Raw genomic sequence first — 24,058 nt, 5'->3', positions numbered from 1 at the left:
CTGTTCTGAAATTTGTAATGACAAGATGGATCGAATATAATTATTTTGACCGATTAGTCAATTATAGAACTGGGTAGTCAGAAAGGAGGTTATCCCCCCAATGAGCGATAAAACTGTGGACAAGCAGGAACAGATTATTAAGATCGCCATGCAATTATTCGCTGTGAAAGGCTCCTCTTCCACGTCCATGCAAGAGATCGCCGAATTATGCGGAATTTCGAAGGGAAGCTTGTATCTAGTATTCAAATCCAAAGAAGAACTGGAACGCAGTATTTTTCTCTATTGTTACCGAATGATTCGTGATCCCTTATTACGTGAAGAACAAGAAACCCAAAGAACACCGCGTGAGAAGCTTAGGAATCAAATAGAAATTCTACTGAGTCATGTGTACGAATTACGTGAGTTCTTACAGCGTCAAATTCAGGAAGTTGCCGGAAAAGGATTTGATACTGAAGTACCGGAATGGCTGCGTAGAAACAACGCTTCCTTCTTGCGCTGGTTTCAGGTGAAGATGGAGACCCTTTATGGAAAAGACATCATTCCCTATACCGGAGATTTATGTATTGTAGGTCATGGACTAATCAAGTCATATATTGCGGTTATTTTTCGTCAGGATACCCACTTGTCCCTTGCCGTTATGGCTGATCATCTAATGAATCTACTAGATATTATTGTAGCTGGTCTTCTTAAAAGTAAGCAGGCTCCTCTCATCAACTCTACCATTCTTGCAAGCTGGATGGAGGAGAATGAGGAGAGTAAGCGCAAGAATCCACTGCAGATCATTAAGGACATGAAGACTGCGGTCAGTAAATTAGATAGTATAGAACCCGAAGAGTCAGCCGATTTGCTGGAATCACTCAACATTCTAGAAGGCGAAGTTCTCTTACCACACCCACGCAAAGCAATCATACAGGGGATGTTGTCCAACCTCCAATCCTGCTCAGAGCTCACTACATCATTGGAAGAATTGAGGAAGCTGGTTACCTCTTTTTCAAATCATTCATGCGTATTTCGTTAATTGCTCTATAAAGAGTTCATGAGAGAGAAGAACATGGATAGCGAGTATTATAAATTTTCAAAATGGCGCCCTATTTCGTAAAGAAAAGGCCCGAGAGGAGCAGAAACAACACTTATGAAAAGCTTAATTAATTTCTCGCTCAGGAACAAATTTGCCATTTGGCTTCTGACGATAATTATTGTATTTGCCGGTTTGTATAGCGGACTGACAATGAAGCAAGAAACCTTACCTAATATTAGTATACCCTATCTTAGCGTAACAACTATTTATCCGGGGGCTGCACCAGAAGGCGTCGTTAATGATGTCAGTAAACCGTTGGAGCAAAAGCTGCGCAATGTGGATGGTGTAAAGACAATCACCTCCACTTCTCTGGAGAATGCCTCCAGTATCCAAATCGAGTTTGATTATGGAACGAATCTGGATAATGCTACAGCAGCTGTTCGCGAAGCGCTGAATGAGGTCTCATTGCCAGACAATGTGCAAAAGCCTTCCATTTCACGTTTTAGCCTTAGCTCAATGCCTGTCGTCTCCCTTAGTTTATCGAATGGAGATTCAGAAGATCTCGAGGAACTAACCCGTATTGCCGAGAACGATATTCGCCCTGCCCTTGAAGATGTTGAGGGTGTTGCTTCTATTCAAATCTCTGGACAATACGTCAAAGAAGTTTCGCTTAAGTTCAATCAAGAGAAGCTCAAGCAATACGGACTGACCGAAGATACGGTTAAAGGGATCATTCAAGGCTCTTCCCTCCGTGTTCCACTAGGACTGTTCGAGATGGACAAAGCTCAAAAGGCAGTTGTCGTGGATGGCAACATCACCACCGTTGAAGATCTTAAAAATGTGACCATTCCAGTTATGCCAACTGGTGCAGCGAGCGCTGCTGGCGTTGGGGCTCCTGGAGCTGGCGCTGCCGATGCAGGTGCTGGAAGTGCTGCTGGTGCAGGCGCTGCTGGCGGAGCTGCAAATATGGGATTGCCAACCGTGAAGCTGGGAGAGCTTGCTACAATTGAGGTTGTTGGTAATTCTGAATCGATCTCCCGTACGAATGGTAAAGAATCGATCGGTATCCAGATTGTCAAAGCCAACGATGCCAACACTGTTGATGTCGTAAATGGTGTTAAGGACAAAACTGAAGAATTAAAAGCACAATATAAAGGCATTGACCTTACAGTTCTGCTTGACCAAGGTAAGCCCATTGAGGACTCCGTAAATACAATGTTGTCAAAAGCTGTATTTGGCGCCCTTTTCGCAGTAATTATCATTTTGGTCTTCCTGCGGAATATTCGTTCGACAATCATTTCTATCATCTCTATTCCTTTATCATTGCTGATCGCAGTGTTATGTCTGCGTCAAATGGACATTACGCTTAATATGATGACCCTTGGTGCGATGACCGTTGCCATCGGACGGGTAGTCGATGACTCGATTGTAGTCATAGAGAACATATACCGGCGACTCTCGTTATCTGGCGAGAAGCTAAAAGGCCGGGAATTAATCAGTGCAGCCACTCGTGAAATGTTCGTACCAATCATGTCCTCTACGATTGTAACCATCGCGGTATTCTTACCGCTTGCTCTAGTAAGTGGTATGGTTGGAGAGCTGTTCTTGCCTTTCGCTTTAACTATGGTCTTCGCCCTGCTCGCTTCGTTGGTAGTTGCGATTACCCTGGTTCCTGCAATGGCACACTCCCTGTTCCGCAACGGATTGAAAGGTAAGAAGACGCATAGTGAGAAACCAGACAGAATGTCTGCCGGTTACCAAAAGATTCTGAACTGGTGTCTTTCCCATAAACTCGTTACGTTCGGAGTAGCGGTTCTGCTCCTGGCGGGCAGCTTGTTCCTGATCAAGCCTATCGGCGTTAGCTTTATGCCTTCCCAAGAGGATAAAACGGTTATGCTAACCTACTCACCGAAGGCTGGACAAAGAACTGAAGAAGTTCAAGAACAAGGCCTGAAAGCTGAGAAATATATTTTAGCGCAGCAGCATGTAGATAAAATGCAATATTCCATTGGTGGCGGCGGCCCGATGGGTATGGGCGGATCCAGCAACTCAGGACTCTTTTTCATCGTTTACGATAGTAATACTCCTGATTTCGAAAATGTAAAAGAGAAGTTGATCGAAGGTTTAACCGCAGAAGTCCCAGATGGTGTGTGGGGCGATATGTCCGCGATGATGAGCGGAGGTATGGGTGGAAGCACGTTAACCGTGAATGTATTCGGAGACGAACTAGATCAAATTAAGCCGGTAGCGGATGAGATCGCCAAGATCGTACAGGCTGACACCACTAATTTCAAGGATGGCGAAACAAGTCTCAAAGAAGCTTACGATCAATATACGATTGTAGCGGATCAAGAAAAGCTTAGCTCCCTTGGACTTACAGCGGGACAAATTGCGATGAAGCTTGCTCCTGCAGGTACACGTCCAGTACTCACAGAAGTAGAAATGGACGGCAAGAACTACAAAGTCTATATCGAAACTGATAAAGAAACGTATAAGAGCATTAAAGAAATGGAAGAGGCTACATTGACTTCACCACTAGGCATTTCCGTGCCAATCGGGCAAGTCGCTAAAATTGAAAACGGCTCTTCCCCTGACTCGATTACTCGGATGGACGGTAAGATGAAGGTGGATGTCACTGCCGAGATTATTTCAAGTGACGTCAATAGTGCTTCAAACCTCGTGAAGGAAAAAATAGATGCTATGGAATTACCAGATGGCGTGACGGTTAGCTTCGGTGGTGTAACCGAGCAGATCAATGACACATTTGGTCAATTAGGTATTGCTATGGCGGCTGCTATTGCCATCGTATACTTCGTGCTTGTGGTTACGTTTGGCGGTGGATTAGCTCCATTTGCTATCCTGTTCTCACTTCCTTTCACCATTATCGGGGTACTCGTAGCCCTTCTGATCGCTGGGGAAACCTTAAACGTCTCCTCCCTCATGGGTGCGCTGATGTTGATTGGTATCGTAGTCACGAATGCCATTGTCCTCATCGACCGCGTTATTCATAAGGAAAAAGAAGGAATGACCACACGTCAAGCCTTGCTTGAAGCAGGCGGCACACGTTTACGTCCAATCCTGATGACTGCACTTGCAACGATTGGTGCATTGCTGCCACTGGTTACAGGACTTGAAAACAGTGCAGGGATCATCTCCAAGGGGCTAGGTGTTACCGTTATCGGCGGCTTGATCAGCTCCACGCTGCTGACACTTGTAGTAGTGCCAGTCGTGTATGAATTCCTGATGAAATTCCGCAGTAAAAAGGTAATTGACTAGAACACTTGATGCATATCAAGTAAACATGCTAAATGAAGAAGCTGTCTACAAAGTAGTGAATACTACTTATGGGGCAGCTTCTTTTTTATGGAATGGGCAAAGTAACCCAGTAGACTTTTGTAGGTGGGAGATGAGTGGTTGGACGGGCGGGGGATTGACGATAGGCGGTGCATGATTTGCGATGGGTAGTTGTGCGGTGGACAGTAGGTCTAAACTAATTATGGAAAAACTCCCTAAAAATTTCCGATAATCACTCTAAATGTACGAAATTAGGGAATCCCTCCCTAAAAAATAGCTAATTCACCTGATTTAGCGCCAAATCAGGTGAATTATAGGGAGGTTTTCCCTAATTACATGTCTTATGACCAATAATTTCAGAGTTTTAGGGAGAAATTCCCTAATTATTCTTCTAGAGCTTCACTTGGATCGTCATTTGGGACTTCACTCAGATCTTCATTTCATCGCTCCACTTAGAGCTTCAATTAAATCACTATTTACACTTCCACAGCAAGAAAAACCCGACCTAATTTATAGGCCGGGCACTGTATTATAGTGTTGTTATACCATTGCTGTTGCACTGCTCTCCAGCGAAGCTCTCCAGGAACGCAGCATCTGCAGATCAAGGGGTAGAAACTCAGCGAGCATATGGGAAAGTCCCAAATACAACGTACTATTCGTTGCTGCATTTAACTTCTCACAGAACTGTGGAGTCCATTGCAGTAAATGATCTTCCAAAAAGGCTACCTGAATATCAAGTAGATCCATAGCACTTCTAATTGAGAAGCTATTGTACAACATCCGCTCATGCATTACTGCCATAAATTCCAGCTCAATAGCAATATGATCATCAGCTTCACCATTACATTTGTTAAATACAATTCCTGCGGAAGTATACACATCAGCAAGCACGTTGCAGAAATCTTCAGAACGACCAAGAATAGCAGCTTCACGTAATTTAAAAGAGCTTACTGTCTGTTCGTGCATAAGCCGTTTATATTCTTGGGTCTCTTTCTCACATATATGGGGTAGCTTATTCGGTTCCTGACTCAGATAGCGCTTCAGTTCCCGTCCGCCTTCCGTCATCTCTGCAGCAACACTCATCTTGCGATTGCGGCTCCACTGAGCCACAAGTGAGAGTGATGGTTTTCTACCCAAAAAATCCACTAAAAGCTGATATATTAATCCCCGACTTTCCAACCAATGGCTAAATGCCTCCGGCACGGCGAGCGATGGAACAGTTTGCATAGTCATTTTGCAAATCCTCCTCATTGGGTTTCCCGGTCACACACCGTCACATGATCGACGTGCAATTTCCGGTATCCTTTCTGTTTTCGCAAAAGTGAACGTAAAAGTAATCCGCACCTAGATTATATCGGATATTAAAAACGCTTTCCGTGAGCATTCTATGACTAATCACTTCATTTGTCGTACTTTTGTCACATTTTCGCAAGTCTATTTCGGCTTTGTCATTCTATTTAGTTTGTCCATTATTATGCAATTAAATCACAACCCTCCTTAATCAAATAGGGGGAGTTTAACCCGTTCAATAGTTTGCTCATTGACGTACCCGCGAGCGATCTTTAAAATTCTAAACAAGTATAAACACCTTCGCCTCCTCTTAAGACGGGAAGCATTCAAAACACCAACAAATGAAGGGAGCAACTATGGAGCCGCTGACGGACCCTTTTGGACGTTTACATGACTACATCCGCATTTCGGTTACCGACCGCTGCAACCTGCGTTGCATTTATTGTATGCCAGCGGAAGGGATGGAATTCCAGCAGCAGGACGAGATTCTGAGCTATGAGGAAATCACCGCAGTTGTGGAATCGCTAGCACCACTTGGATTACGCAAGGTACGGCTAACAGGTGGAGAACCTCTTGTACGCAAAGACCTGGAGAAGCTAGTAACTATGATATCCGCCATTCCGGGGATCGACGATATTTCACTGACTACGAACGGATTAATGCTTCCAGCTAAAGCAGCGCTGCTAAAAGAAGCCGGGTTGTCACGGGTGAATATCAGTCTGGACTCTTTACGGCAAGATCGCTTCTCTATGATTACACGCGGCGGTGAGGTCTCCAAGGTACTAAAGGGGATCGAGGCAGCACAAGCTGCCGGGCTGGAGCCGATCAAGCTTAACGTTGTATTGATGAAAGGGATTAATGATGACGAGATCAAAGACTTCATCTCCCTTACGTTGAACAGTCCACTAAATGTACGTTTTATTGAATATATGCCCATCGGAAGTGCTACTGATTCTTGGCGCCAATCCTATCTGCCGCTGGAAACTGTAATAGAAGCTTGTACTGCAGCTGGTTGGGAAACCGAGGAAGCTGAGATGCCATCTGGTAATGGCCCTTCCCAGAATCGGCGGGTTATTGGAGCGCAAGGAACGTTCGGATTAATCCATCCCGTAAGCGATCACTTTTGCGATAACTGCAATCGACTAAGACTAACAGCAGATGGCCATATCAAAGCTTGTCTGTATTGGGAAGATGAGTACAATGTCCGCCCCCTAATAAGCGATCCCGCAGCAGTGCAGGCCTTATTCCGCAAAGCTCTGGGTAACAAGCCACATAACCACGAAATGGCATTAGCCTTGGAGAAAAAAGCACAAAGCCACACGCCGACGGCTCGGCGTATGTCTCAAATTGGAGGCTAGTCCGTCTCATTAAAAACGCCGCTTTCCCCAAGCCATCTGGGAAAAGCGGCGTTTCATTTAGAGATTAAAGGATAGCCTTCACCATCCACTATTATAGATATAGAGCCTCGAGCAGCTTGTAAAGCGTCGTTGCTGCCTCCGCTCTTGTAGCATTGTTCTCAGGTCTGAATGTGTTATCCTCGAATCCACCCAAAATCCCCGCTTCAACACCCGCTTTTACAGATGCCTGTGCCCATTGTGGAATGGAGGTAAGATCCGCAAAGTCCCCCTCTTTATCCGTTTGCTTATGGGCATTAGCCTTCAAAGCATTCGCGAGCATAACTGACATTTCGGCACGGGTAATCTTTTCTGAAGGCTCGAAGAACATTTTGCCGTTCACATCATATCCACGAAGGATTCCGGCATTTACCGCCGCTGCTACATCATCTGCAGCCCAAGCTGGAATTGCACTTTGATCCGCGAATTTCACTGTGCTACCTGTTGATTGCAAACCAAGCGCCCGTACAATCATAGAAGCGAACTGTGTCCGAGTAACATCCTCATTCGGACGGAAGGTATGATCCTCGTACCCTTTCATGACACCCATACCGATTAGACGGTCTGTAAACGCCGTGGACCAATGAGTATTCAAATCGGTAATCGATGGGGCCTGATAATTAAACACAGCATATTTGGCAAGCTGATTTAAGCTTGCAGTTATAGTTCCACCCGTTTGACTCTGACCACCAACATAAATCCACTTTTTAAGCTGCTCGTTGTAATAGTAGATAGCTGCTTTATGCCCCGATGTAATCTTGGCCGCATCGTAATTGAGGGACAGTTCCACAGGCTTATTGAGCATGCCTGCCTTGTCACTAGTAAGCTCTACTGCTGCACTCACAGCCTGAAGAGCGCCCATTGCTGGTGTCTCATCAGCAGCAATAACCGAAAAGGCAATTTCGCTGTTACCAGACAACGCTCCAGCCGGAATCGTAAAGCTGCCCACGTCTTTAAGTGTGCCCGTTCCTCCCTGCTGTGCTTTTACCTCCAATTCCACACGCGGAGTTGTAGAAGGCTGCTCTGTAGGAGATGGCGTCGCGGTTGGAGATGGAGTTGCAACTGGTCCGTTGCCTCCTCCGTTATTATCCCCCCCTCCACTGCTAGTGCCCGCAGTTACAACTACTGTGCGTACAATCTCAGTAGCTGCATTGCCAGCCAAATCTGTCGCATTGTACTTCAGTGTATAGGTTCCTGGAGTCTGAACATCCACTGTTCCTGTCACCAGGATAGAGCCTGCAATCCCAACCTTGTCAGTAACGTCTGCGCCCGGGTCCTTGAAGTCATCCCCTTGGGTCAGACTAAGACGGCTATCCCCCTTCAGGGTAATCACAGGTGCTGTACGATCGATATTCACAGCAAGCGGCAATGTTGTCTTATTTTCTAAAGAATCCGTTGCCTTGAATTGCAGTTGATGTTGGCCTTCTTCCGAAATCTCAACCACTTTCCCACTTTCATAGGGCAGGAAATTTCCGTTTACATCAGTCGCTAATTGAATGGATACATCCGCACCAGGAATATATACGCTAGCATAAACGCTTACCGAAACACTCTGATTCGTCCAGTCACCACTCAAATAAGCTTGTCCGTTCTCAGTCTTTAATGTGCTATGAAGCACCAATGGGGTGATACTATCATCTCCGCTTAGCGTTACTTCAAAAGTCTTCGTTTCCGTAGCTAATCCCCGCTTAATTGTAGCTGTTAAGGTCAGCTTCGTATCCTTCTTAGGTTGGAAGATGATTTTACCTTCGTTCGTCATTAGAACCGGATTGGAGCTTTTCCACACAATACTTGTCCCGTGTTTGCCTTCGGTAGGCAACGTTAGATCAGAAGTTACTGCGCTTGTGTCTCCTAGATCTAATGCAGTCATAGTATCGTTAACTGCTTGCTGATCGCTGTACGACTCCACATCCACAAAAATCGGATTGGAATAAAACCACATATCACTATAATTACGGGCGTTGATTTCTTCGAAACGAGTCAGGTTATCGACGGTATTATTTTTTGGATCAATCTGCGGTTCACCGTTAACCGTTTCTCCCGCAACATCAGTTCCAAGGTTAGTCCCTCTTAACCGGAAATAACGATCCTTGTCCGCTGCCTCTACCTTATACTTAATAACATTGTAGCCTTCGGAATCTGTAGTCCAGTCCTCGCTTGTGAAGCGTTTCAACACTTTTGTTGTATCGTTAGTCGCTTTGGTGTAATCAGGTGTACCTGGATCAACCTTGCCATGGACTTCACCGGAGATCAAATCTACATGATCTACCTTAACAGCGTCGCCATTATTATTTTGCTGTGGACTTTTGAAACGGATCGTAAGCTCTAGGTCGTCCCCTTGTTTTACGTCCAGTTCGCCACCCATTTCTTCCTCTTGTCCATCTCCAGACACGTTAAACTCTAATGCGTTGATGAGATCCCCAAAAACAGAGAAGGATTTCCCTGACCGCATGCCATCTACGACAGCGTTAATATCGGAGCCATCCACCCAGGTATAGTTCTTGGAATATTCACCAGGCCAGTAACCGCTGGAAAATTGATCATTTTTTGTTTTGAAATGAAAATCAGAGTTAGCAAAATTCCAAAATCTGCGGCCCTCGCCCAGCAGTGCGTCCCACATTCCTCCAAGCTGTGCAACCTTGACGTCTGTACCTCCGTAAGTCTCAGGCGTCTCTCCCCGATCACTCGCCATCTGATTGCCCAGCATACCTTCAAAGCCGAAGACAAGATTCGGATTGATATTGTTAAAGTCACGGATATCCTCTATTTTAAGCTCCGAGCTTGTACCATTTTTTCTGGAGGGGTGATTGATCAGTACATAGCTATCTGGATAATGACTACTGAGCCATTTCATAGCTGTGCGAGTATCTTCTTTTGTAGAAAAAGCTCTCGTATCCGCCGCACTCCACTTAGCCACATCTGCCGGATCGAACATACTTACATCACGATTAGTAAATAAATATTCAAATTGATTAATAGCCTTCAAAGCTTCTGCGGACCCTGGATGATCTGTAACAATCCCAACTGCAGCATGATCGTATTGAGGCATATCCCACTCAAAGCCTGAAAAAATAATTTTTCCAGCATATTTGCCTTCTGCCTGTAACTTCTTAATTTTCTCATTCTGATAATCCACAATACCTTGAGACATCGGAATGGAGCCGCCAGGTAGATTCACCCCTTCGTCATCCCGGTCAGATACCCGAAGGTGATCAGCCAATGCCATCCAGTCAAAACCATTTTGTTCAAATGCAGCATCGAGCACACTTTTCAATGACTCCTGAGCATCGTTCGATTCAAACGTATGTGCATGGTATTCACCTGTCATCCATTTCCCAGAATGTTCAGAAGCAGTAGACGTGATATCAGGCGCTGATTCTCCTGAAGCACCATAAACTGTCTGTAATGAAAAGTTGGGTGCTAACAATAATACGGCAAGCGAACTAGTTAGAAAAACGCGAATTTTGCTCTTCTTCAAAATGATTAATCCTCCGATGTCTTTTGGATTTTCGTAGATTCTATATTTAGAATAGTAGAAAATTGTAAAGACATGTCGGATTTTGTTGCATGTTTATGTAAATATTCATATTTTCATAAACAATGCCGATTTATTTCTTTGGCATAGGCAAGCTCACTACAAAAGCCGTTCCTTCACCCGGTCGGCTGGCCACGGTTACTTTACCGTTATGCAGCTCAACGATCTTCTTAACCAGTGATAGGCCCAGGCCACTACCGCCCCCGCTCGCTGTTCTAGCTTTGTCTGCCTTATAGAAGCGATCAAAGATGCGAGGTAAGTCTTCTTCAGAGATACCAATCCCACTATCTTGAATCTCCACCTCTACCCGCTCATCTACCGTTCGAAGCTTGATATGAATGCATCCATTCTCGGGAGTGAATTTAATGCTGTTATGAAGAAGATTGGTCCAGACCTGGGTCATTAAATCTTTTACCGCAGTTACATTCACTTCTTCCAGTTCGGCCTCTACCTCAATATTTTTCTCCAGCCACTGTGGCTCAGAAGCCAGAATTGTATCTCTAAGCTGTTTATCCAGACGATAAACCTGATTTTCAAACGGAAAATTACCCGATTCGAGCGCTGATAGCTTCAATAAATTATCACTGAGCCCAGATACGCGGGTACTCTCAGCCACAATAATATCAATATAGTGCCTCTTACTCTCCATACTTAAAGTTTCGTCCTGCAGCGCAAGTGCAAACCCCCGAATGGAGGTTAGTGGGGATTGAATTTCATGTGATACATTGGAGATAAAATCCTGGCGCATGGTCTCCATCTGACTCAGCTCACTAGCCATTTCGTTAATGCTCTCTACAATTTCGCCGAATTCACGGTATTCCCTATTTTGTTCAAGTACAACATCAAAGTCTCCCTTGGAAATACGGCGAATTCCTTCAATAACCGATTTATAAAAGACACGTTCCCAGCCACGAAAGAAAATAGAAAATAAGAAAAAGACCAGCAGTAGAATCACAAAGCCAACTAGAAAGGTGACCAATTGCAAAACATACTTCGAGGAAGGCCAGCCATATGCAGCATTCACTTGGTTCATTAGAAAATAAGCCGCAGTCCAGCAAAGCGCAGCTGCAGCAAGAAAGAGAATAAACATCAAAACATGCTTCACAATATCTTTAAACAAGTTCATGCATGCCCCTCCAACCGATACCCTAGACCACGGATCGTACGAATAACGAATCCATAGTTATCCTGATTGAACCGTTCACGCAAACGGTTGATATGCACATCGAGTGTCCGCTCATTCCCTTCAAAATCATAACCCCAAATTTCTTCGATCAGCCTGTCTCTTGTCAATGTTTGCCCCGGATAGCTGCCCAGCTTAAACAACAGCTCAAATTCCTTAAGCGGCAAGGTAATTTCCCCATACTCTGAAGAGACCTCGTAGGTTTTGCGATTCATACGCAATCGGCCTACGGTCACACTTTGCGCTGCAGAAATCTGATATCGTTTAAGCAGCGCCTTTACTCTCGCAATAAGTACAACCGGCTCAAACGGCTTGACCAAATAATCATCACTACCCAGCTCAAAGCCTTTTACAATTTGTGAGGTTTCCCCTTTGGCTGTCAGCATTAAAATCGGGAAATCATAGTTCTGGCGCATCCGCCGGCATAGCTCCCAGCCGTCCATGTTGGGCATCATCACATCAATAATAGCTAAATCTATGTTATTACCTTCCAGAATCTGAAGAGCCTCCAGTCCATCGGAAGCTCCATAGATCTCATCCATTCCTTCAGCTCTCAGAAATACTTCTACCAATTCGCGAATGTGCGGATCGTCGTCCACTACTAGTATTTTTGTCATGTAGCACTGGAGCCTCCTCTTCAATGTCCTGAACCTCGGGGTTATTCATCTGTAGCTGCTGGGTGGCAAATTCACGATACAGCTCATGGTTTTCCAGTAGTTCCTCATGATTTCCCTTTCCGGTAATTTGACCTTTTTCCATAAAAATAATCTGCTCTGCATTTACAACAGTAGCCAAACGGTGCGCAATTACAATCGTAGTCCGACCCTTCATCAGATTGGACAGTGCCTTCTGCACCACGGCTTCTGATTGGCTATCCAGACTGGAAGTGGCTTCATCAAGCATAAGAATCTTCGGGTTCCGCAGCAGTGCTCTAGCAATAGCAATCCGTTGCCTCTGTCCACCAGACAGCTTCACGCCTCTTTCGCCGACATCCGTATTATATCCTTCAGGAAGTGCATCAATAAAACCATCTGCATAAGCCATTGCTGCAGCTGCGTGCATCTCCTCCCTGCTAACGTCACGATCCAATCCATAGGTTAAATTCTCAGCAATCGTACCAGCCAACAGTGGACTTTCCTGCGAGACATACCCTATAAGCTTCCGCCACGAACGCAATGAGAATGTAGACACTGGCTTGTCACCCAGCTTTATCAGACCTGACTGAGGCTCGTAAAAACGTTCTAGCAACGAGAACAAAGTGGTCTTGCCGCCCCCGCTCGGTCCGACAATAGCCGTCACCTGACCAGGAAGCATCTGGAAGCTTACATCATTCAATACCTTCTCACCATTTTTATATCCAAAGCTTAATCCCTCTACTGAGATCGGACCTTCTGTGCCATTTGCCTCTTCCTGTCCCTCATATACTTCCTCTTCTGCTGCCAAGGTCTCAATAATACGCTCTGAGGCACCCTTAGCTTTCTGAATCTGTGTGAAGAACGTAGTCAGTTGAGTAAGTGGCATAATAATCTGAATAAGATAAAGAATAAAGGCGACCAGTTCTCCAGCCGTCAAGACACCGGAAGATACCTGCATCCCACCATAACCGATAATGACCACAAGCAGCATCATAAAAACAAAGGAGACGAGTGGACTGATCATCGCGCTAATCTTGCCTTCACGAATACCAAAGGAAAGCAGGTTCATAATTCCAGTCTTGCCTGCCTCGTACTCTTTTTTCTCTGCGCCTGAGGATTTGACCAGACGGATCTCAGATAAAACACCACTAAGTGTAGCAGTAAAAGAAGCTGTCTCGTCTTGCATTCCCTTGGAAATTTTGTACATCTGCCGCCCAAGTGGTACTAGTATCAGCGCCGAAAGTGGAAGAACAGTGAATAGAACAAGTGTCATTTTCCAATTTAAAAATAGCAGAACTGAGATCGAACCTACAATGGAGATCACTCCGGTAAATAAGCTGGCTAGATGTTCAGAAATCAGCGTTTTGATGATCCCTGTATCATTCGTCATGCGGCTGACACTTTCTCCCGTTCTGTTGTCATTATAATAAGCCACAGGCAGAACTAGAAATTTACGCCACAGTCGGTCCCGCAGACCTGCAACCATCTTCTGACCTGCATAATTGAGCAGATAGATAGAGATCCCTCCCGCAATGGTCTGCGCAATAAACGCAGCTGCTATACCCGCAATCTGCAGCTTGCTCACGGAGGCCAGGGAGAAGCCATCCACTAAGTTCTTAGTGAACATCGGGATGACTAGACTAACCAATGTCGATATCATGCTTAACGCAATGGCTATAGCCAATAAGCCGTATGAAGGCTTGGTTTCTCTTAGTAGCGATAAGAACGGCTTCAGCGCCATCTTTCGCTTGGATTCGGATTTCTTCATGACAATGACTCCCCTTTTCTAAATAGCTCTACGAGAAAAGCTAGTAATATCTTTCTCGCCTTACACCCATCCTATCTGCAGATTGTAAACTGAAGTTAAACGCGCCGATCAGACAATACTGCCTTGTCATTTCCCATCCTGCGGGAATAGTCATAGGCCAAAATAACGCCCGTTACACTTAGCGTTTGTACCTTCTACGCACGCGTTCACGCATTTTTTGTCGCTTATCGTCTCAAACATAAATAAAACCCAAAATAATGTAAAAAAGTAAAAAAGGGTGTTTGTATCCCTTTTCAACACGTGTTACAGTGATAGAAGGGCCTACTATTGGCCACTCTACTCCATGCAAGATATTTAGTGAGAAAGGAGTGAACCATTTGCGAAAAGGCGTTATTCCATCTTCTATCACGTCTTTAAAATGGTTCAATTTTTTTGTATATGGAACCATGGTCCTCTTCACCAGCTTCTTTCAACTATACCTGCTGGATGTAGGGATGAACAAATTAGAGATTGGTGTCTTATTCTCTATGGGAGCGCTAGTATCCATATTTGCAAATCCATTTTGGGCGTTCTTAACAGACCGTTCTCAGAATATACGGCGTATCGTTTTGCTAATGTTATTCGGAACGCTAGTGTTCTCACAGTTTATGTTTCGAGCAAATACATATGAAACGATCTACAACGCCATTATTTTGTTCTATTTCTTCCAAGGACCACTATTTGCTCAAAGCAACACGATGATTCTCAGCTATATTGACGGAACTAATCAGCGCTTCCGTTCTTTCCGGCTTTGGGGTTCAATAGGGTGGGCAGTGATTGCGATTGTCGCCGGCTTTATCCTGGATTGGGCTGATGTATCCATCTTGACCTATCTGCTTACAGCGTTACTAGGTGCATCAATCCTATCCGTTCTTGTATTACCTAAAATTAACCATACCATTATGAGAGCTCCGATGCCGTATAAGGGCTTAAGTAAGTTGATTTTCAATCCTTTTTTCTTGTGTTTTTTATTGTTTGGTATTCTGGTATCCATTCCAAACACTATGAACACCACATTTATATCCTTGTATATTACGGATCTGGGCGGCTCTAAAAAAATGATTGGTCTTGCCGTATTCCTCTCCTCCATTTTGGAGGTAGGCGTATTCGTTCTCTGTGACCGGTTCCTGAAACGTAAAATTTCTGTTCTGCTCGGCTGGCTTGCATTGGTCAGTGGTTTGTTCGTTCTGCGTTGGTGGTTTATGGCTGATGCGACTACTGCCCTTCAAGTGGTGTTCATTCAAATTTTACACTGCATAACGTTCGGCGGCTTTTTCTATGTAGGTACCCAATTGACGATGCTTCTGATTCCACGGCCTTATCGCTCTTCCGGACAAGCGCTCTACACCCTAAGCTGGAGTGGGATATCCGGTTTCATTGGAGGTATTCTCGGAGGTTGGATGTATCAGTATCTGGGTGCACAAAGCATGTATCAGACGGGTGTATTCTTGACGCTTATTGGAACGCTTGGCTTTGGTTTCATGTGGCTCTTTGTTAGCCGTGGAGGGTATCGCCCCCCTTCAGAGGAAGATGAAGAGATCTTCGACATCGAAGCATTATAATCAACAAAAAGCAGGCTCAAACGTACCTATTCGGGACGTTTGAGCCTGCTTTTTGCTGTTACCTTGATTAATTTATCTGTTTAGCCTTGTTTAGGAGGCTGAAATGAACTCTTCAGTGAAACGATAAGATTGAATACGAGATGTCCAGGCGCCGAATATTTGCTATCCACATTAAAATAGCCATGACGGAAGAACTGGAATTTATCCTGAGCCACGCTATCCTTAAGCGCAGGTTCAACAAATCCTTGCAGGATTTCTATGGACTTAGGATTAAGCTGATCTAAGAAGCTAGGCTCCGATTTCTCTACCGAGGAATCCAAACCTTCAACCTCCACAGCCTCATCCGCATCTTCAGCAGAAATCAGAGGCTCGTATAGACGGAATTCCGCAGGAACCGCTTGGCTAGCTTCAACCCAGTGCAACGTACCTTTTACCTTGCGGCCTGTAAATCCACTTCCACTCTTCGTTTCTGGATCATACGTACAATGCAGCTCCACTACCTCGCCATTCTCATCCTTAATAACCTCATTACATTTGATGAAATAAGCATGCTTCAGACGTACTTCATTACCAGGGAACAACCTGAAATATTTGTTCGGCGGATTCTCCATAAAGTCATCACGCTCAACATAAATTTCACGCGAGAATGGAATTTGACGTACGCCCATTTCCTCATTCTCTGTATTATTCTCCGCTTCAAGCCATTCTGTTTGACCTTCAGGATAATTGGTGATAACAACCTTAAGCGGTCGTAACACAGCCATAGTACGCGGTACAGTTAGCTTAAGATCCTCACGGATAAAGTGCTCCAGCATTTGCAGGTCCACCAGACCCTGACTCTTAGAGATACCCGCTTCATACACGAATTTACGAATCGCTTCCGGCGTATATCCTCTACGGCGTAGACCAGAAATCGTAGGCATCCGTGGATCATCCCAACCATCCACATGTCCTTCGTCTACAAGCAGCTTCAGCTTACGCTTACTAGTCATCGTTTGAGCCAGATTCAGACGCCCAAATTCATATTGATGAGGGACAGCTGGCATCTCACATTCAGCTACAACCCAATCGTAGAATGGACGTTGATCTTCAAATTCGAGCGAGCAAAGGGAGTGAGTAATCCCCTCAATAGCATCTTCTAACGGATGAGCGAAGGTATACATTGGGTAGATACACCATTTATCGCCTGTGTTATGGTGATGTGCATGTGTAATCCGATAAATTACAGGATCACGCAGGTTAATGTTCGGTGACGCCATGTCAATTTTGGCGCGAAGAACCTTCTCACCGTCCTTGAATTCGCCTGCACGCATACGCCGGAACAGATCCAAATTCTCTTCGATACTACGATCACGATGCGGACTGTTCTTTCCTGGTTCCGTCAGCGTTCCACGCAATTGACGAATTTCATCCGCACTGAGGTCATCGACATAGGCTTTGCCCTTTGTAATTAATAATTCGGCACGTTTGTACATTTCCTCAAAATAATCAGATGCAAAACGCAGCTCTTCCCATTCATAACCGAGCCACTTTACATCTTCCTGAATCGAGTTTACATATTCCGTATCCTCTTTAGCCGGATTCGTGTCGTCAAATCTTAGGTTAGTCTTGCCACCGAACTCGTCCGCCAGTGTAAAGTTAATCCAGATCGCCTTGGCATGTCCGATATGTAAATAACCGTTCGGCTCCGGCGGAAAGCGTGTGATAACTTCCTTTACTTTACCGGTACGGAGGTCTTCGGTAATAACATTCTTAATAAAATTGGAGGGGGTGCTACGGTTCTCCACAGCTATCAACCTTTCATTCTGTAGTGTTACACTACTTCTTGTATAAACATGTTTCCTACTAATATACCCGTTAACCGTAGATTGTTCAATAAAAGGGGGCACAAGGCACGGATCATTTTTTAGTGTCTTTAGACCTTTTGACTTCTGTCAGGGCGATAGAGTAGCATGATAATCATAAGAAATAATCCATAATCATACATAAGGCCTTGTGCCAAAAAGGAGGCAACCGCTTGTTTAATTATGTCATCGATGAAGAGCTGATGTTAAAGCCGCTAATGCCAGAGCACGCTCGGCACATGTTCGCGTTAGTAGAGCACTCACGGGAACGACTACGACAATGGCTCCCTTGGGTGGATGCCGTTACGGAACAGGCCCACACTCTAAATTTCATCAAAAATGCGGTTAAACAAAGCACTGACAATGGTGCTTTTACCGCTGGACTATGGGTTCGCGGTGAGCTCGCCGGTGTTATTGGGTATCACCAAATTGACTGGCATAACCGATCTGTTGGGATCGGCTACTGGCTGGGTGAAGGATATGAAGGTAAAGGGTATATGACCAGTGCCTGTCGGGTTCTAGTAGACTATGCACTACTGGAAATGGAGCTGCAGCGTGTAGAAATTCGCTGCGCGACCGGAAATGTTTCCAGCCGGGCGATCCCGGAACGGCTTGGTTTTGTCCTTGAGGGTGTGATTAGACAGTCAGAGAAACTGCCTGACGGCTACGTCAACCATGCCGTATACGGTCTATTGCGTAGTGAATGGCAGCTGCTCGGCTAAGTTAGGCTAAGCAAGCAACACGCTCATAAATAGAAATAAACCTGGAAGGCACACGCCTCCAGGCTTATTTTGGTTTGTAGATAGTGTTTAACTCTCCGGCAGACCCAGCTGTTTTCTAAACTTGTTCCGCACTACGGCGGAGAGAGTTTCTAGCTCCGCAAGAGCTGCCAGTGCAGCTTCCTCTTGCAGCCCTACTTGCATTAAATGTAGTACATGCGCCACGGACGCACCGCCAGCTCCACTTTCTTTTTTGACAATCTTATCTCCTGTTGAGATCTTTCCTTCACGAAGCACACGCAAGTAAAATCCGCTATATCTAGTGTCCAGCACTTGAGCCGGGAGATCTGCCGGGCCATGCTTTTGTGAGATTTTGAAGCAAGGATAACGTGGCTGGCTGACCTGCAGCACAGTGGTACCTATTTCGTACACATCGCCAATGCACACATCTGTCTCTAATAAGCCGGCAGTTGTTATATTTTCCCCGAAGGCAGAGTATTCCAGTTTCTTCCCAAGCTGCTGCTCCCAGTAGGGATAATGCTCGATGGGGTAGGCACAAACTGCCTTGTCAGGTCCCCCGTGATGTTTAAGGTCTGCTTGCCCGTCTCCATCAAATCCGCTCATATGTAGCTGAACTGATCCTTCGACAGGCATTTTATAAATCCCAGTCTCCAAAGGTTTCCCCCGATAATCCACTGTTACCGGCCGCCCCACATTAAGCGAGATGATCTCCATATCCTTCTCCTCCTGTCAGCATGCAGCACATAAAGATTTCATCCACATATCGACCGCCAAGATAAAACTCCTCCCGCAGACGTCCCTCTTCCACAAACCCGCATTTACGATAAAAAGAAAGCGCTGATTCATTACAGGATAATACGCGCAGACGCAGCTTACGAATGGCGTTATCTGCGGCATGTTCCTTAATAGCCTCTATGAGCTGCCGACCAATACCTAAACGTTGATAATCCGGATGAACAGCAATATTGACCTCGCACACATGCCTGTTACTCTCCATTCGACTAGGGCAGCCAAACCCAACATATCCGCATAGCTTGTCATCCTTTAGTGCTACTAGCTGCGAACCCGGGGGAGCATTCAGTAGATAATCCTCTTGGGAACGCCACATTAATGGCCCCGGGCTAGTGTTCTCCGTCCAGATCATATGATCCAGATGAATCAGTTCCCGCACGTCTTTAATCTCTGAGAACCTTATTATAAACCTATCCTTGTTGCTAAGTTTCATAAAGATGTACACCCCTTGCCTTGCACCTCTATAGAATTCACAGTAGATCATTTGAATCCACTATGCTCAACTCTCAACTATCCCATTGACCGCTCCAATGAATTTCCTCGGCGGTTGATATACGCATGAACGATAAAGAATCCTACGGACAGCAGTGCCATCGCACATGCCAACCATGCGGTAGGCGCTAAGCCTCCACTATCGTATAACCTACCCATTAAGTATGGTCCAATCACCCTGCCGACTGCCCCCATGCCTCCACTTAGCCCTAAATAAAAAGGAGCACTGCGACCTGCATGATCCGAAATAAAGGAAGGCATGGCCGGAGATATCAGCATTTCCCCAAGCGTAGCGAGTACCATCCCAAGCACTAGACCTGAATAAGTCGGCATCCATAAAAGAACAGCATACCCACCCAAATAAAATAGAGCACTTACTGTCATTTGCGCCGTTGAGGTAGATGCGAACCAGCGTTTAATTACTGTTACGAGCGGCTGAGCTGCAAAAATGAGAATTCCGTTAAGCGTCCAGAGAAAACCATAAGTCTTCTTAGGCCAGCCCTCAGAAATAATGAACGGAGATACCCCTGTATTCCAGATAGAGTTCCCTAATAGTAGGAACATCGAGGCAATACCCATATAAAGATAAATTCGTGTATGCCCCATTAGCTTCCAGGTAGATTGTTTGTCAGGACCAGCCTTCTGGTGTTCTGCGACCTCCTGTGGAGAATCTCCTCCGACTTTCTTGAGATATACAAAAAAGAATACCGCAAATACCGCTGAAGTTACGCCGTTCATCACAAAGCTGAGCATATAAGAAATATCGGCCAAAAAACCACTTAACGCCGTACCCAGTGCTACACCAATATTATTAGCGACATAAATAACATTAAACAACTCTCCGCGCTGCTTCGTAAAACGAAAGCCGATAAATGCCTGAATCGCAGGTAAGGACAGTGAATTAAAGAGCCCTACCAGTCCCATCGCGACCATAAATAACGTCCAGTTGTTACTTGCTGCCGGCAAAGTGAACAGAGCAAGTGCATTCATGCCCAGCGCTCCAACAATTAGCCGGTTAACGCCTACCTTATGATAGAGTGAGCCCCCGAGTAGTTGACCCACAATTCCTCCAACTGATTGAATAAGAATCACTAATCCGGCATCCGACATGCTGCGTCCAAGCTCATCAAAAACATACATTGTAACCAATGGCCACATCAGCGCACTACCCGTTGCATTAATAAGACTAGCAATTAAAAATATCTTAACCTCTTTAGGATAATTCTGTAAAAACTTCATAAGTAGTGTACATCCCCTGTAATATATGTGTCATTATTCCATCCAGTATTATCCCAAAACAGGGTTCAGGGCAAGCAGACGCATTGACGTGCTATCGTGATAAAGTCTCAGTATACTTCACCTCTTATTTAGGACTAACTTCTAACGTAGCTGAGAAAAAAGTAGCACCTTTCACGTCCGCAGTCCTCCCTATTTCTACTATCTATTTATATTTTATAGTTGCCGCTGTCTTCCGTAAAGTAGACTAAACAATAATGAAGTGTTTCGTTATTACAAAGTCGGGGTAATAGAGCCTAGAAACACTCCCCCTTTTAAAATTCGCTGTGCATCCGAATTCGTTCCCCCGAGCTCGGATACATCACGGCGGATTTTATTTGTCTATACAGCAAAAAGCACCCCTCAACTATTCTAAGGAGTGCTCTATAAGATAGGTTTAGGCGTGTTTTTTTACACCGCTGCCGGACATGCTGTCCACGGACTGAATAGATGCAGGCTCTTTGCGCAGGTAAGCCATCCAATAAGCTGCCGCAACAAAGATCGCACCGCCCGTCAAGTTTCCTAGCCATACCGGAACAAAATTGTTGAAGTACTCTCCCCATGAAAAATAACCTTCAAAAATAGCTGCCGGAATTAAGAACATGTTGGCTACAACGTGCTGGAAGCCGATAGCTACAAAAGCCATCGTTGGGAACCAGATACCGAGGATTTTGCCACTGAAGTTATCTGCTCCATAGGAGAGCCATACCGCCAAAGCTACGAGCCAGTTACAACCGATACCGGAAACAAATGCCGGCAAGAAGTCTGCCTCAAGCTTATGTCCTGCCATCTCCACTAATTTTTCCAAATACACACCGTCAGAGGTTAAACCAACCACGTGACCGAAAAAGTAAGCTACAAACAAAGCTCCCGCTAAATTGCTCAGGGTAATCAATACGAGATTCTTAACCACTTCCCAGAAGGATATCTTTTTCGCCATAAAAGCAAGTGGCACAGCCATCATATTGCCTGTCAGCAGTTCTCCTCCTGCAAGCAGTACTAGAATCAATCCGACAGGGAAGACAGCTGCCCCAATAAAGTTAGCGATGGATCCCCATTCATGTGGTGCGCCAGCAATGACGCGAATATCCAGTAAAAATCCGAGCGCGATAAACGCTCCTCCCAGAAAGCCCAGAATTAGTACGGTGCTTAAAGGATTGTGCGCCTTTTTTATGCCGTTCTCGACCGTGACTGCGGCAATCTGCTGCGGTTTATTATAAGCCATGATTCCTATCCCCTTCATCTATTTACTTAAAATTTGTTCCTTTACGACCATTGTAGCGTGTCATAAAACACATTAACGTGATAATTATCACTTAATGAAAAACTAAGTGAAACTTTTCACTGACATGTCAAATTTAACGAAGCACATCCATAATTACATTTGTAAGAACAGGCTCCATATTATTTTAAAGGTAAATAGTACCAACATCAATCACAAAAAACCGGAGCCATATATGGCTCCGGTTTACCCAACTTTATTGTTCACAGGCAATTAAATTATACGGTTACTGCCTCTTTGCTTGGTACTGATGCCGGTAGCGATTCGAGGCCTACTGTATTCAGGAAGTTCCAAGGCTTGTTGTAATGAGGTTGGAAGAAGAAATCGATAAAGGCAAGCTGATCGATTGTCATTTTATTTTGAATACATACAGATACTGTGTTGATCGATTGCGTCAAATCCGTCTTGGACAAGATTTGCGCTCCGAGAATGCGGCGTGTGGCGCGATCAAATACCACTTTTAATTGCACCTGCTCGAAGGTTGGCATAAATTCTGGACGGTAGTTGTCAATAATCATGGTAGTTTCTACGTCCATTCCTTCAGCCTTAGCCCCTTCTTCCGTAAGACCGGTAGCAGCGATATTATCTTCATAAATCTTAATGCCCGAAGTCCCTTGAGTACCCATATAAGGAATCGTCTCTTTCACTAAGTTACGTGCGACCAAAGTGCCCATCCGTACTGCATTGGTTGCCAGTGGAATATAAGCGTGCTTACCCGTAGGGTTGTAATGAATCGCGCAGCTGTCACCAGCGGCATACACATCTGGGCAACTAGTCTGCATATAATCATTAACCAGAATTGCGCCATTAGGCAGCATATCCACTTGACCTTTTAACAGCTCAGTATTCGGACGGAAGCCGATGCAGAGAATTACAAGATCCGCCTCATGCTCCCCTTCGCTTGTGATAACCTTGGTAACTTTACCACCTTCACCAGCAAAAGAACTTACCTTCTCATTCAGCGCTAATTTAATACCATGATCCTTAAAGGATTGTTCGATCGGCGCAGTAAACTCTGGGTCCAAATATTTATTCAAAATACGATCTTCGCCATCAATCAGCGTAACTTGCTTTCCGTTCATTTGGAAGGCTTCCACCAACTCAACGCCGATATACCCAGCGCCTACGACTGTGATTTTATTCGCTTGTTTAGCTTTTTCTATAATGGTATTGGAATGATCATAGTTCTTGCAAAGCAAGACGCCTTCCAGCTCAATCCCTTCGAGCTTTGGTACAATCGGCCATGATCCCGTAGTCATAATCAGCTTATCGTAGGTATCGTCAAACTCCTGTCCGGTTACCAAATTGCGAACACGCAATGTTTTGGACTTCGTATCTACAACGGTCACTTCATGACGCATGTTGGTCTTTACACCAAGCTCAGCAAGCTTCTCAGGGGAAGAATAGAACAGCCCGTGTGGGTCCTTGACCACTCCACCTACGTATAAAGCAATTCCACAAGATAAGAAAGAAATATTATCATTACGCTCATAAACCGTAATCTCGGCTTCCGGGTGAAGCTTAGCAGTATTTACAATTGCGGCAGTTCCGGCATGGGTACATCCAATGACAGCTACTTTCATTATTTTCTTCCTCCTTCAAATGGACAACCTGGTTATATATTCGAATTGCTTGACTGACCAAATTAGATATCTGATCACCGATGAGTTAATTGTGATTTATTTCACTTTATAAACTGATTATATTGTGATATTTATCACATTACAAGTCTTTTCGCCTATATTCTCAGATTGTTCACAATTTTAAGCATTTTCCGTCACTGCTGCCGATTGCGACCTCGTTAGCTTTGCCATGGGCGTAGGACATTATGTTCTGCCCCCTCAGGATATACTTTCTTATAACGCGCAAAAAAAGGCTTCCCCCTAAACCAACAGGGAAAAGCCTGATCATAAAC

At 44.9% G+C, this 24,058-nt stretch carries 17 protein-coding genes; 6 read left to right on the top strand and 11 right to left on the bottom strand.

From position 1 onward, the window contains the following. The first annotated feature begins 100 nt into the window (after positions 1 to 100). The 3 genes from NSQ29_RS29220 (at position 101) to NSQ29_RS29210 (ending at position 4,469) form a co-directional block, all read left to right on the top strand. A complete protein-coding gene (locus NSQ29_RS29220; protein WP_341126646.1) occupies positions 101 to 1,018 on the top strand; it encodes a TetR/AcrR family transcriptional regulator in 918 nt (305 codons plus the stop codon). A gap of 114 nt (positions 1,019 to 1,132) precedes the next feature. Then, positions 1,133 to 4,294, top strand: a complete 3,162-nt coding sequence (locus NSQ29_RS29215) for an efflux RND transporter permease subunit (RefSeq protein ID WP_340973249.1) — start codon at positions 1,133 to 1,135, stop codon at positions 4,292 to 4,294. A 25-nt stretch (positions 4,295 to 4,319) separates the two neighbouring features. Next, positions 4,320 to 4,469 (top strand): hypothetical protein, encoded by a 150-nt coding sequence (locus NSQ29_RS29210; RefSeq protein ID WP_341126645.1) that lies wholly within the window; start codon positions 4,320 to 4,322, stop codon positions 4,467 to 4,469. Positions 4,470 to 4,852: 383 nt separating this feature from the next. Here NSQ29_RS29210 and NSQ29_RS29205 read toward each other — a convergent pair whose 3' ends face one another. Beyond that, positions 4,853 to 5,545, bottom strand: a complete 693-nt coding sequence (locus NSQ29_RS29205; RefSeq protein WP_042192508.1) for a TorD/DmsD family molecular chaperone — start codon at positions 5,543 to 5,545, stop codon at positions 4,853 to 4,855. A 413-nt stretch (positions 5,546 to 5,958) separates the two neighbouring features. Here NSQ29_RS29205 and moaA point away from each other — a divergent pair, with 413 nt between their 5' ends. Further along, positions 5,959 to 6,960: a GTP 3',8-cyclase MoaA gene (moaA, locus tag NSQ29_RS29200; RefSeq protein WP_341126833.1), complete on the top strand. Its 1,002-nt coding sequence runs from the start codon at positions 5,959 to 5,961 to the stop codon at positions 6,958 to 6,960. Between the two features lie 91 nt (positions 6,961 to 7,051). On the opposite strand, the gene NSQ29_RS29195 is transcribed toward moaA, so the two are convergent. The 4 genes from NSQ29_RS29195 to NSQ29_RS29180 all read right to left on the bottom strand — a co-directional run bounded on the left by NSQ29_RS29195 (position 7,052) and on the right by NSQ29_RS29180 (position 14,117). Further along, entirely contained in the window at positions 7,052 to 10,474 is a 3,423-nt protein-coding gene (locus NSQ29_RS29195; RefSeq protein ID WP_341126644.1) for an S-layer homology domain-containing protein, read from the bottom strand. A 130-nt stretch (positions 10,475 to 10,604) separates the two neighbouring features. Then, entirely contained in the window at positions 10,605 to 11,657 is a 1,053-nt protein-coding gene (locus NSQ29_RS29190) for a sensor histidine kinase (protein ID WP_341126643.1), read from the bottom strand. Beyond that, positions 11,654 to 12,331 carry a response regulator transcription factor gene (locus NSQ29_RS29185; protein ID WP_076285637.1) on the bottom strand — a complete coding sequence of 226 codons (678 nt, stop codon included), beginning with the start codon at positions 12,329 to 12,331 and terminating at the stop codon, positions 11,654 to 11,656. The genes NSQ29_RS29190 and NSQ29_RS29185 overlap by 4 nt, the downstream gene beginning before the upstream one ends. After that, the gene (locus tag NSQ29_RS29180; protein ID WP_341126642.1) at positions 12,261 to 14,117 is read right to left on the bottom strand and encodes an ABC transporter ATP-binding protein; all 1,857 of its coding nucleotides are present in this window, start codon (positions 14,115 to 14,117) and stop codon (positions 12,261 to 12,263) included. Before NSQ29_RS29180 ends, NSQ29_RS29185 begins: the two co-directional genes overlap by 71 nt. 368 nt (positions 14,118 to 14,485) lie before the next feature. Here NSQ29_RS29180 and NSQ29_RS29175 point away from each other — a divergent pair, with 368 nt between their 5' ends. After that, positions 14,486 to 15,718: an MFS transporter gene (locus NSQ29_RS29175; protein ID WP_405175197.1), complete on the top strand. Its 1,233-nt coding sequence runs from the start codon at positions 14,486 to 14,488 to the stop codon at positions 15,716 to 15,718. An 80-nt stretch (positions 15,719 to 15,798) separates the two neighbouring features. Here NSQ29_RS29175 and NSQ29_RS29170 read toward each other — a convergent pair whose 3' ends face one another. Beyond that, positions 15,799 to 17,505, bottom strand: coding sequence for a glutamine--tRNA ligase/YqeY domain fusion protein (locus NSQ29_RS29170; RefSeq protein ID WP_339243816.1), 1,707 nt, complete (start codon positions 17,503 to 17,505; stop codon positions 15,799 to 15,801). A 230-nt stretch (positions 17,506 to 17,735) separates the two neighbouring features. On the opposite strand from NSQ29_RS29170, the gene NSQ29_RS29165 reads away from it, so the two are divergent. Continuing rightward, positions 17,736 to 18,284, top strand: a complete 549-nt coding sequence (locus tag NSQ29_RS29165; RefSeq protein ID WP_076285633.1) for a GNAT family N-acetyltransferase — start codon at positions 17,736 to 17,738, stop codon at positions 18,282 to 18,284. 87 nt (positions 18,285 to 18,371) lie between these two features. On the opposite strand, the gene NSQ29_RS29160 is transcribed toward NSQ29_RS29165, so the two are convergent. From NSQ29_RS29160 to NSQ29_RS29140, 5 genes are all read right to left on the bottom strand, one after another. After that, on the bottom strand, positions 18,372 to 19,016 hold the full coding sequence (locus NSQ29_RS29160; protein WP_341126641.1) for an MOSC domain-containing protein: 645 nt from the start codon (positions 19,014 to 19,016) through the stop codon (positions 18,372 to 18,374). Further along, positions 18,997 to 19,527: a GNAT family N-acetyltransferase gene (locus tag NSQ29_RS29155; protein ID WP_341126640.1), complete on the bottom strand. Its 531-nt coding sequence runs from the start codon at positions 19,525 to 19,527 to the stop codon at positions 18,997 to 18,999. Before NSQ29_RS29155 ends, NSQ29_RS29160 begins: the two co-directional genes overlap by 20 nt. A 77-nt stretch (positions 19,528 to 19,604) precedes the next feature. Beyond that, complete coding sequence (locus NSQ29_RS29150; RefSeq protein ID WP_341126639.1) at positions 19,605 to 20,825, bottom strand: MFS transporter; 1,221 nt, start codon at positions 20,823 to 20,825, stop codon at positions 19,605 to 19,607. Positions 20,826 to 21,258: 433 nt separating this feature from the next. Continuing rightward, positions 21,259 to 22,086, bottom strand: a complete 828-nt coding sequence (locus tag NSQ29_RS29145) for a formate/nitrite transporter family protein (RefSeq protein ID WP_042192534.1) — start codon at positions 22,084 to 22,086, stop codon at positions 21,259 to 21,261. Between the two features lie 275 nt (positions 22,087 to 22,361). Continuing rightward, positions 22,362 to 23,726, bottom strand: coding sequence for an FAD-dependent oxidoreductase (locus NSQ29_RS29140; RefSeq protein ID WP_076297929.1), 1,365 nt, complete (start codon positions 23,724 to 23,726; stop codon positions 22,362 to 22,364). Positions 23,727 to 24,058 lie beyond the last annotated feature (332 nt).

This window comes from Paenibacillus sp. FSL F4-0236 (genome assembly GCF_038000135.1).
Lineage (GTDB): Bacteria > Bacillota > Bacilli > Paenibacillales > Paenibacillaceae > Paenibacillus_AQ.
Note: the sequence above shows the minus strand (reverse complement) of the source record. Positions and strands in the feature narration are given on the sequence as shown.

Bases quoted from the DNA above. Each gene is read 5' to 3' on its own strand.
- NSQ29_RS29220 (WP_341126646.1), top strand. From the start codon at position 101: ATGAGCGATAAAACTGTGGACAAGCAGGAACAGATTATTAAGATCGCC.
- NSQ29_RS29215 (WP_340973249.1), top strand. From the start codon at position 1,133: ATGAAAAGCTTAATTAATTTCTCGCTCAGGAACAAATTTGCCATTTGG.
- NSQ29_RS29210 (WP_341126645.1), top strand. From the start codon at position 4,320: ATGCTAAATGAAGAAGCTGTCTACAAAGTAGTGAATACTACTTATGGG.
- NSQ29_RS29205 (WP_042192508.1), bottom strand. From the start codon at position 5,545: ATGACTATGCAAACTGTTCCATCGCTCGCCGTGCCGGAGGCATTTAGC.
- moaA (WP_341126833.1), top strand. From the start codon at position 5,959: ATGGAGCCGCTGACGGACCCTTTTGGACGTTTACATGACTACATCCGC.
- NSQ29_RS29190 (WP_341126643.1), bottom strand. From the start codon at position 11,657: ATGAACTTGTTTAAAGATATTGTGAAGCATGTTTTGATGTTTATTCTC.
- NSQ29_RS29185 (WP_076285637.1), bottom strand. From the start codon at position 12,331: ATGACAAAAATACTAGTAGTGGACGACGATCCGCACATTCGCGAATTG.
- NSQ29_RS29180 (WP_341126642.1), bottom strand. From the start codon at position 14,117: ATGAAGAAATCCGAATCCAAGCGAAAGATGGCGCTGAAGCCGTTCTTA.
- NSQ29_RS29160 (WP_341126641.1), bottom strand. From the start codon at position 19,016: ATGGAGATCATCTCGCTTAATGTGGGGCGGCCGGTAACAGTGGATTAT.
- NSQ29_RS29155 (WP_341126640.1), bottom strand. From the start codon at position 19,527: ATGAAACTTAGCAACAAGGATAGGTTTATAATAAGGTTCTCAGAGATT.
- NSQ29_RS29150 (WP_341126639.1), bottom strand. From the start codon at position 20,825: ATGAAGTTTTTACAGAATTATCCTAAAGAGGTTAAGATATTTTTAATT.
- NSQ29_RS29145 (WP_042192534.1), bottom strand. From the start codon at position 22,086: ATGGCTTATAATAAACCGCAGCAGATTGCCGCAGTCACGGTCGAGAAC.
- NSQ29_RS29140 (WP_076297929.1), bottom strand. From the start codon at position 23,726: ATGAAAGTAGCTGTCATTGGATGTACCCATGCCGGAACTGCCGCAATT.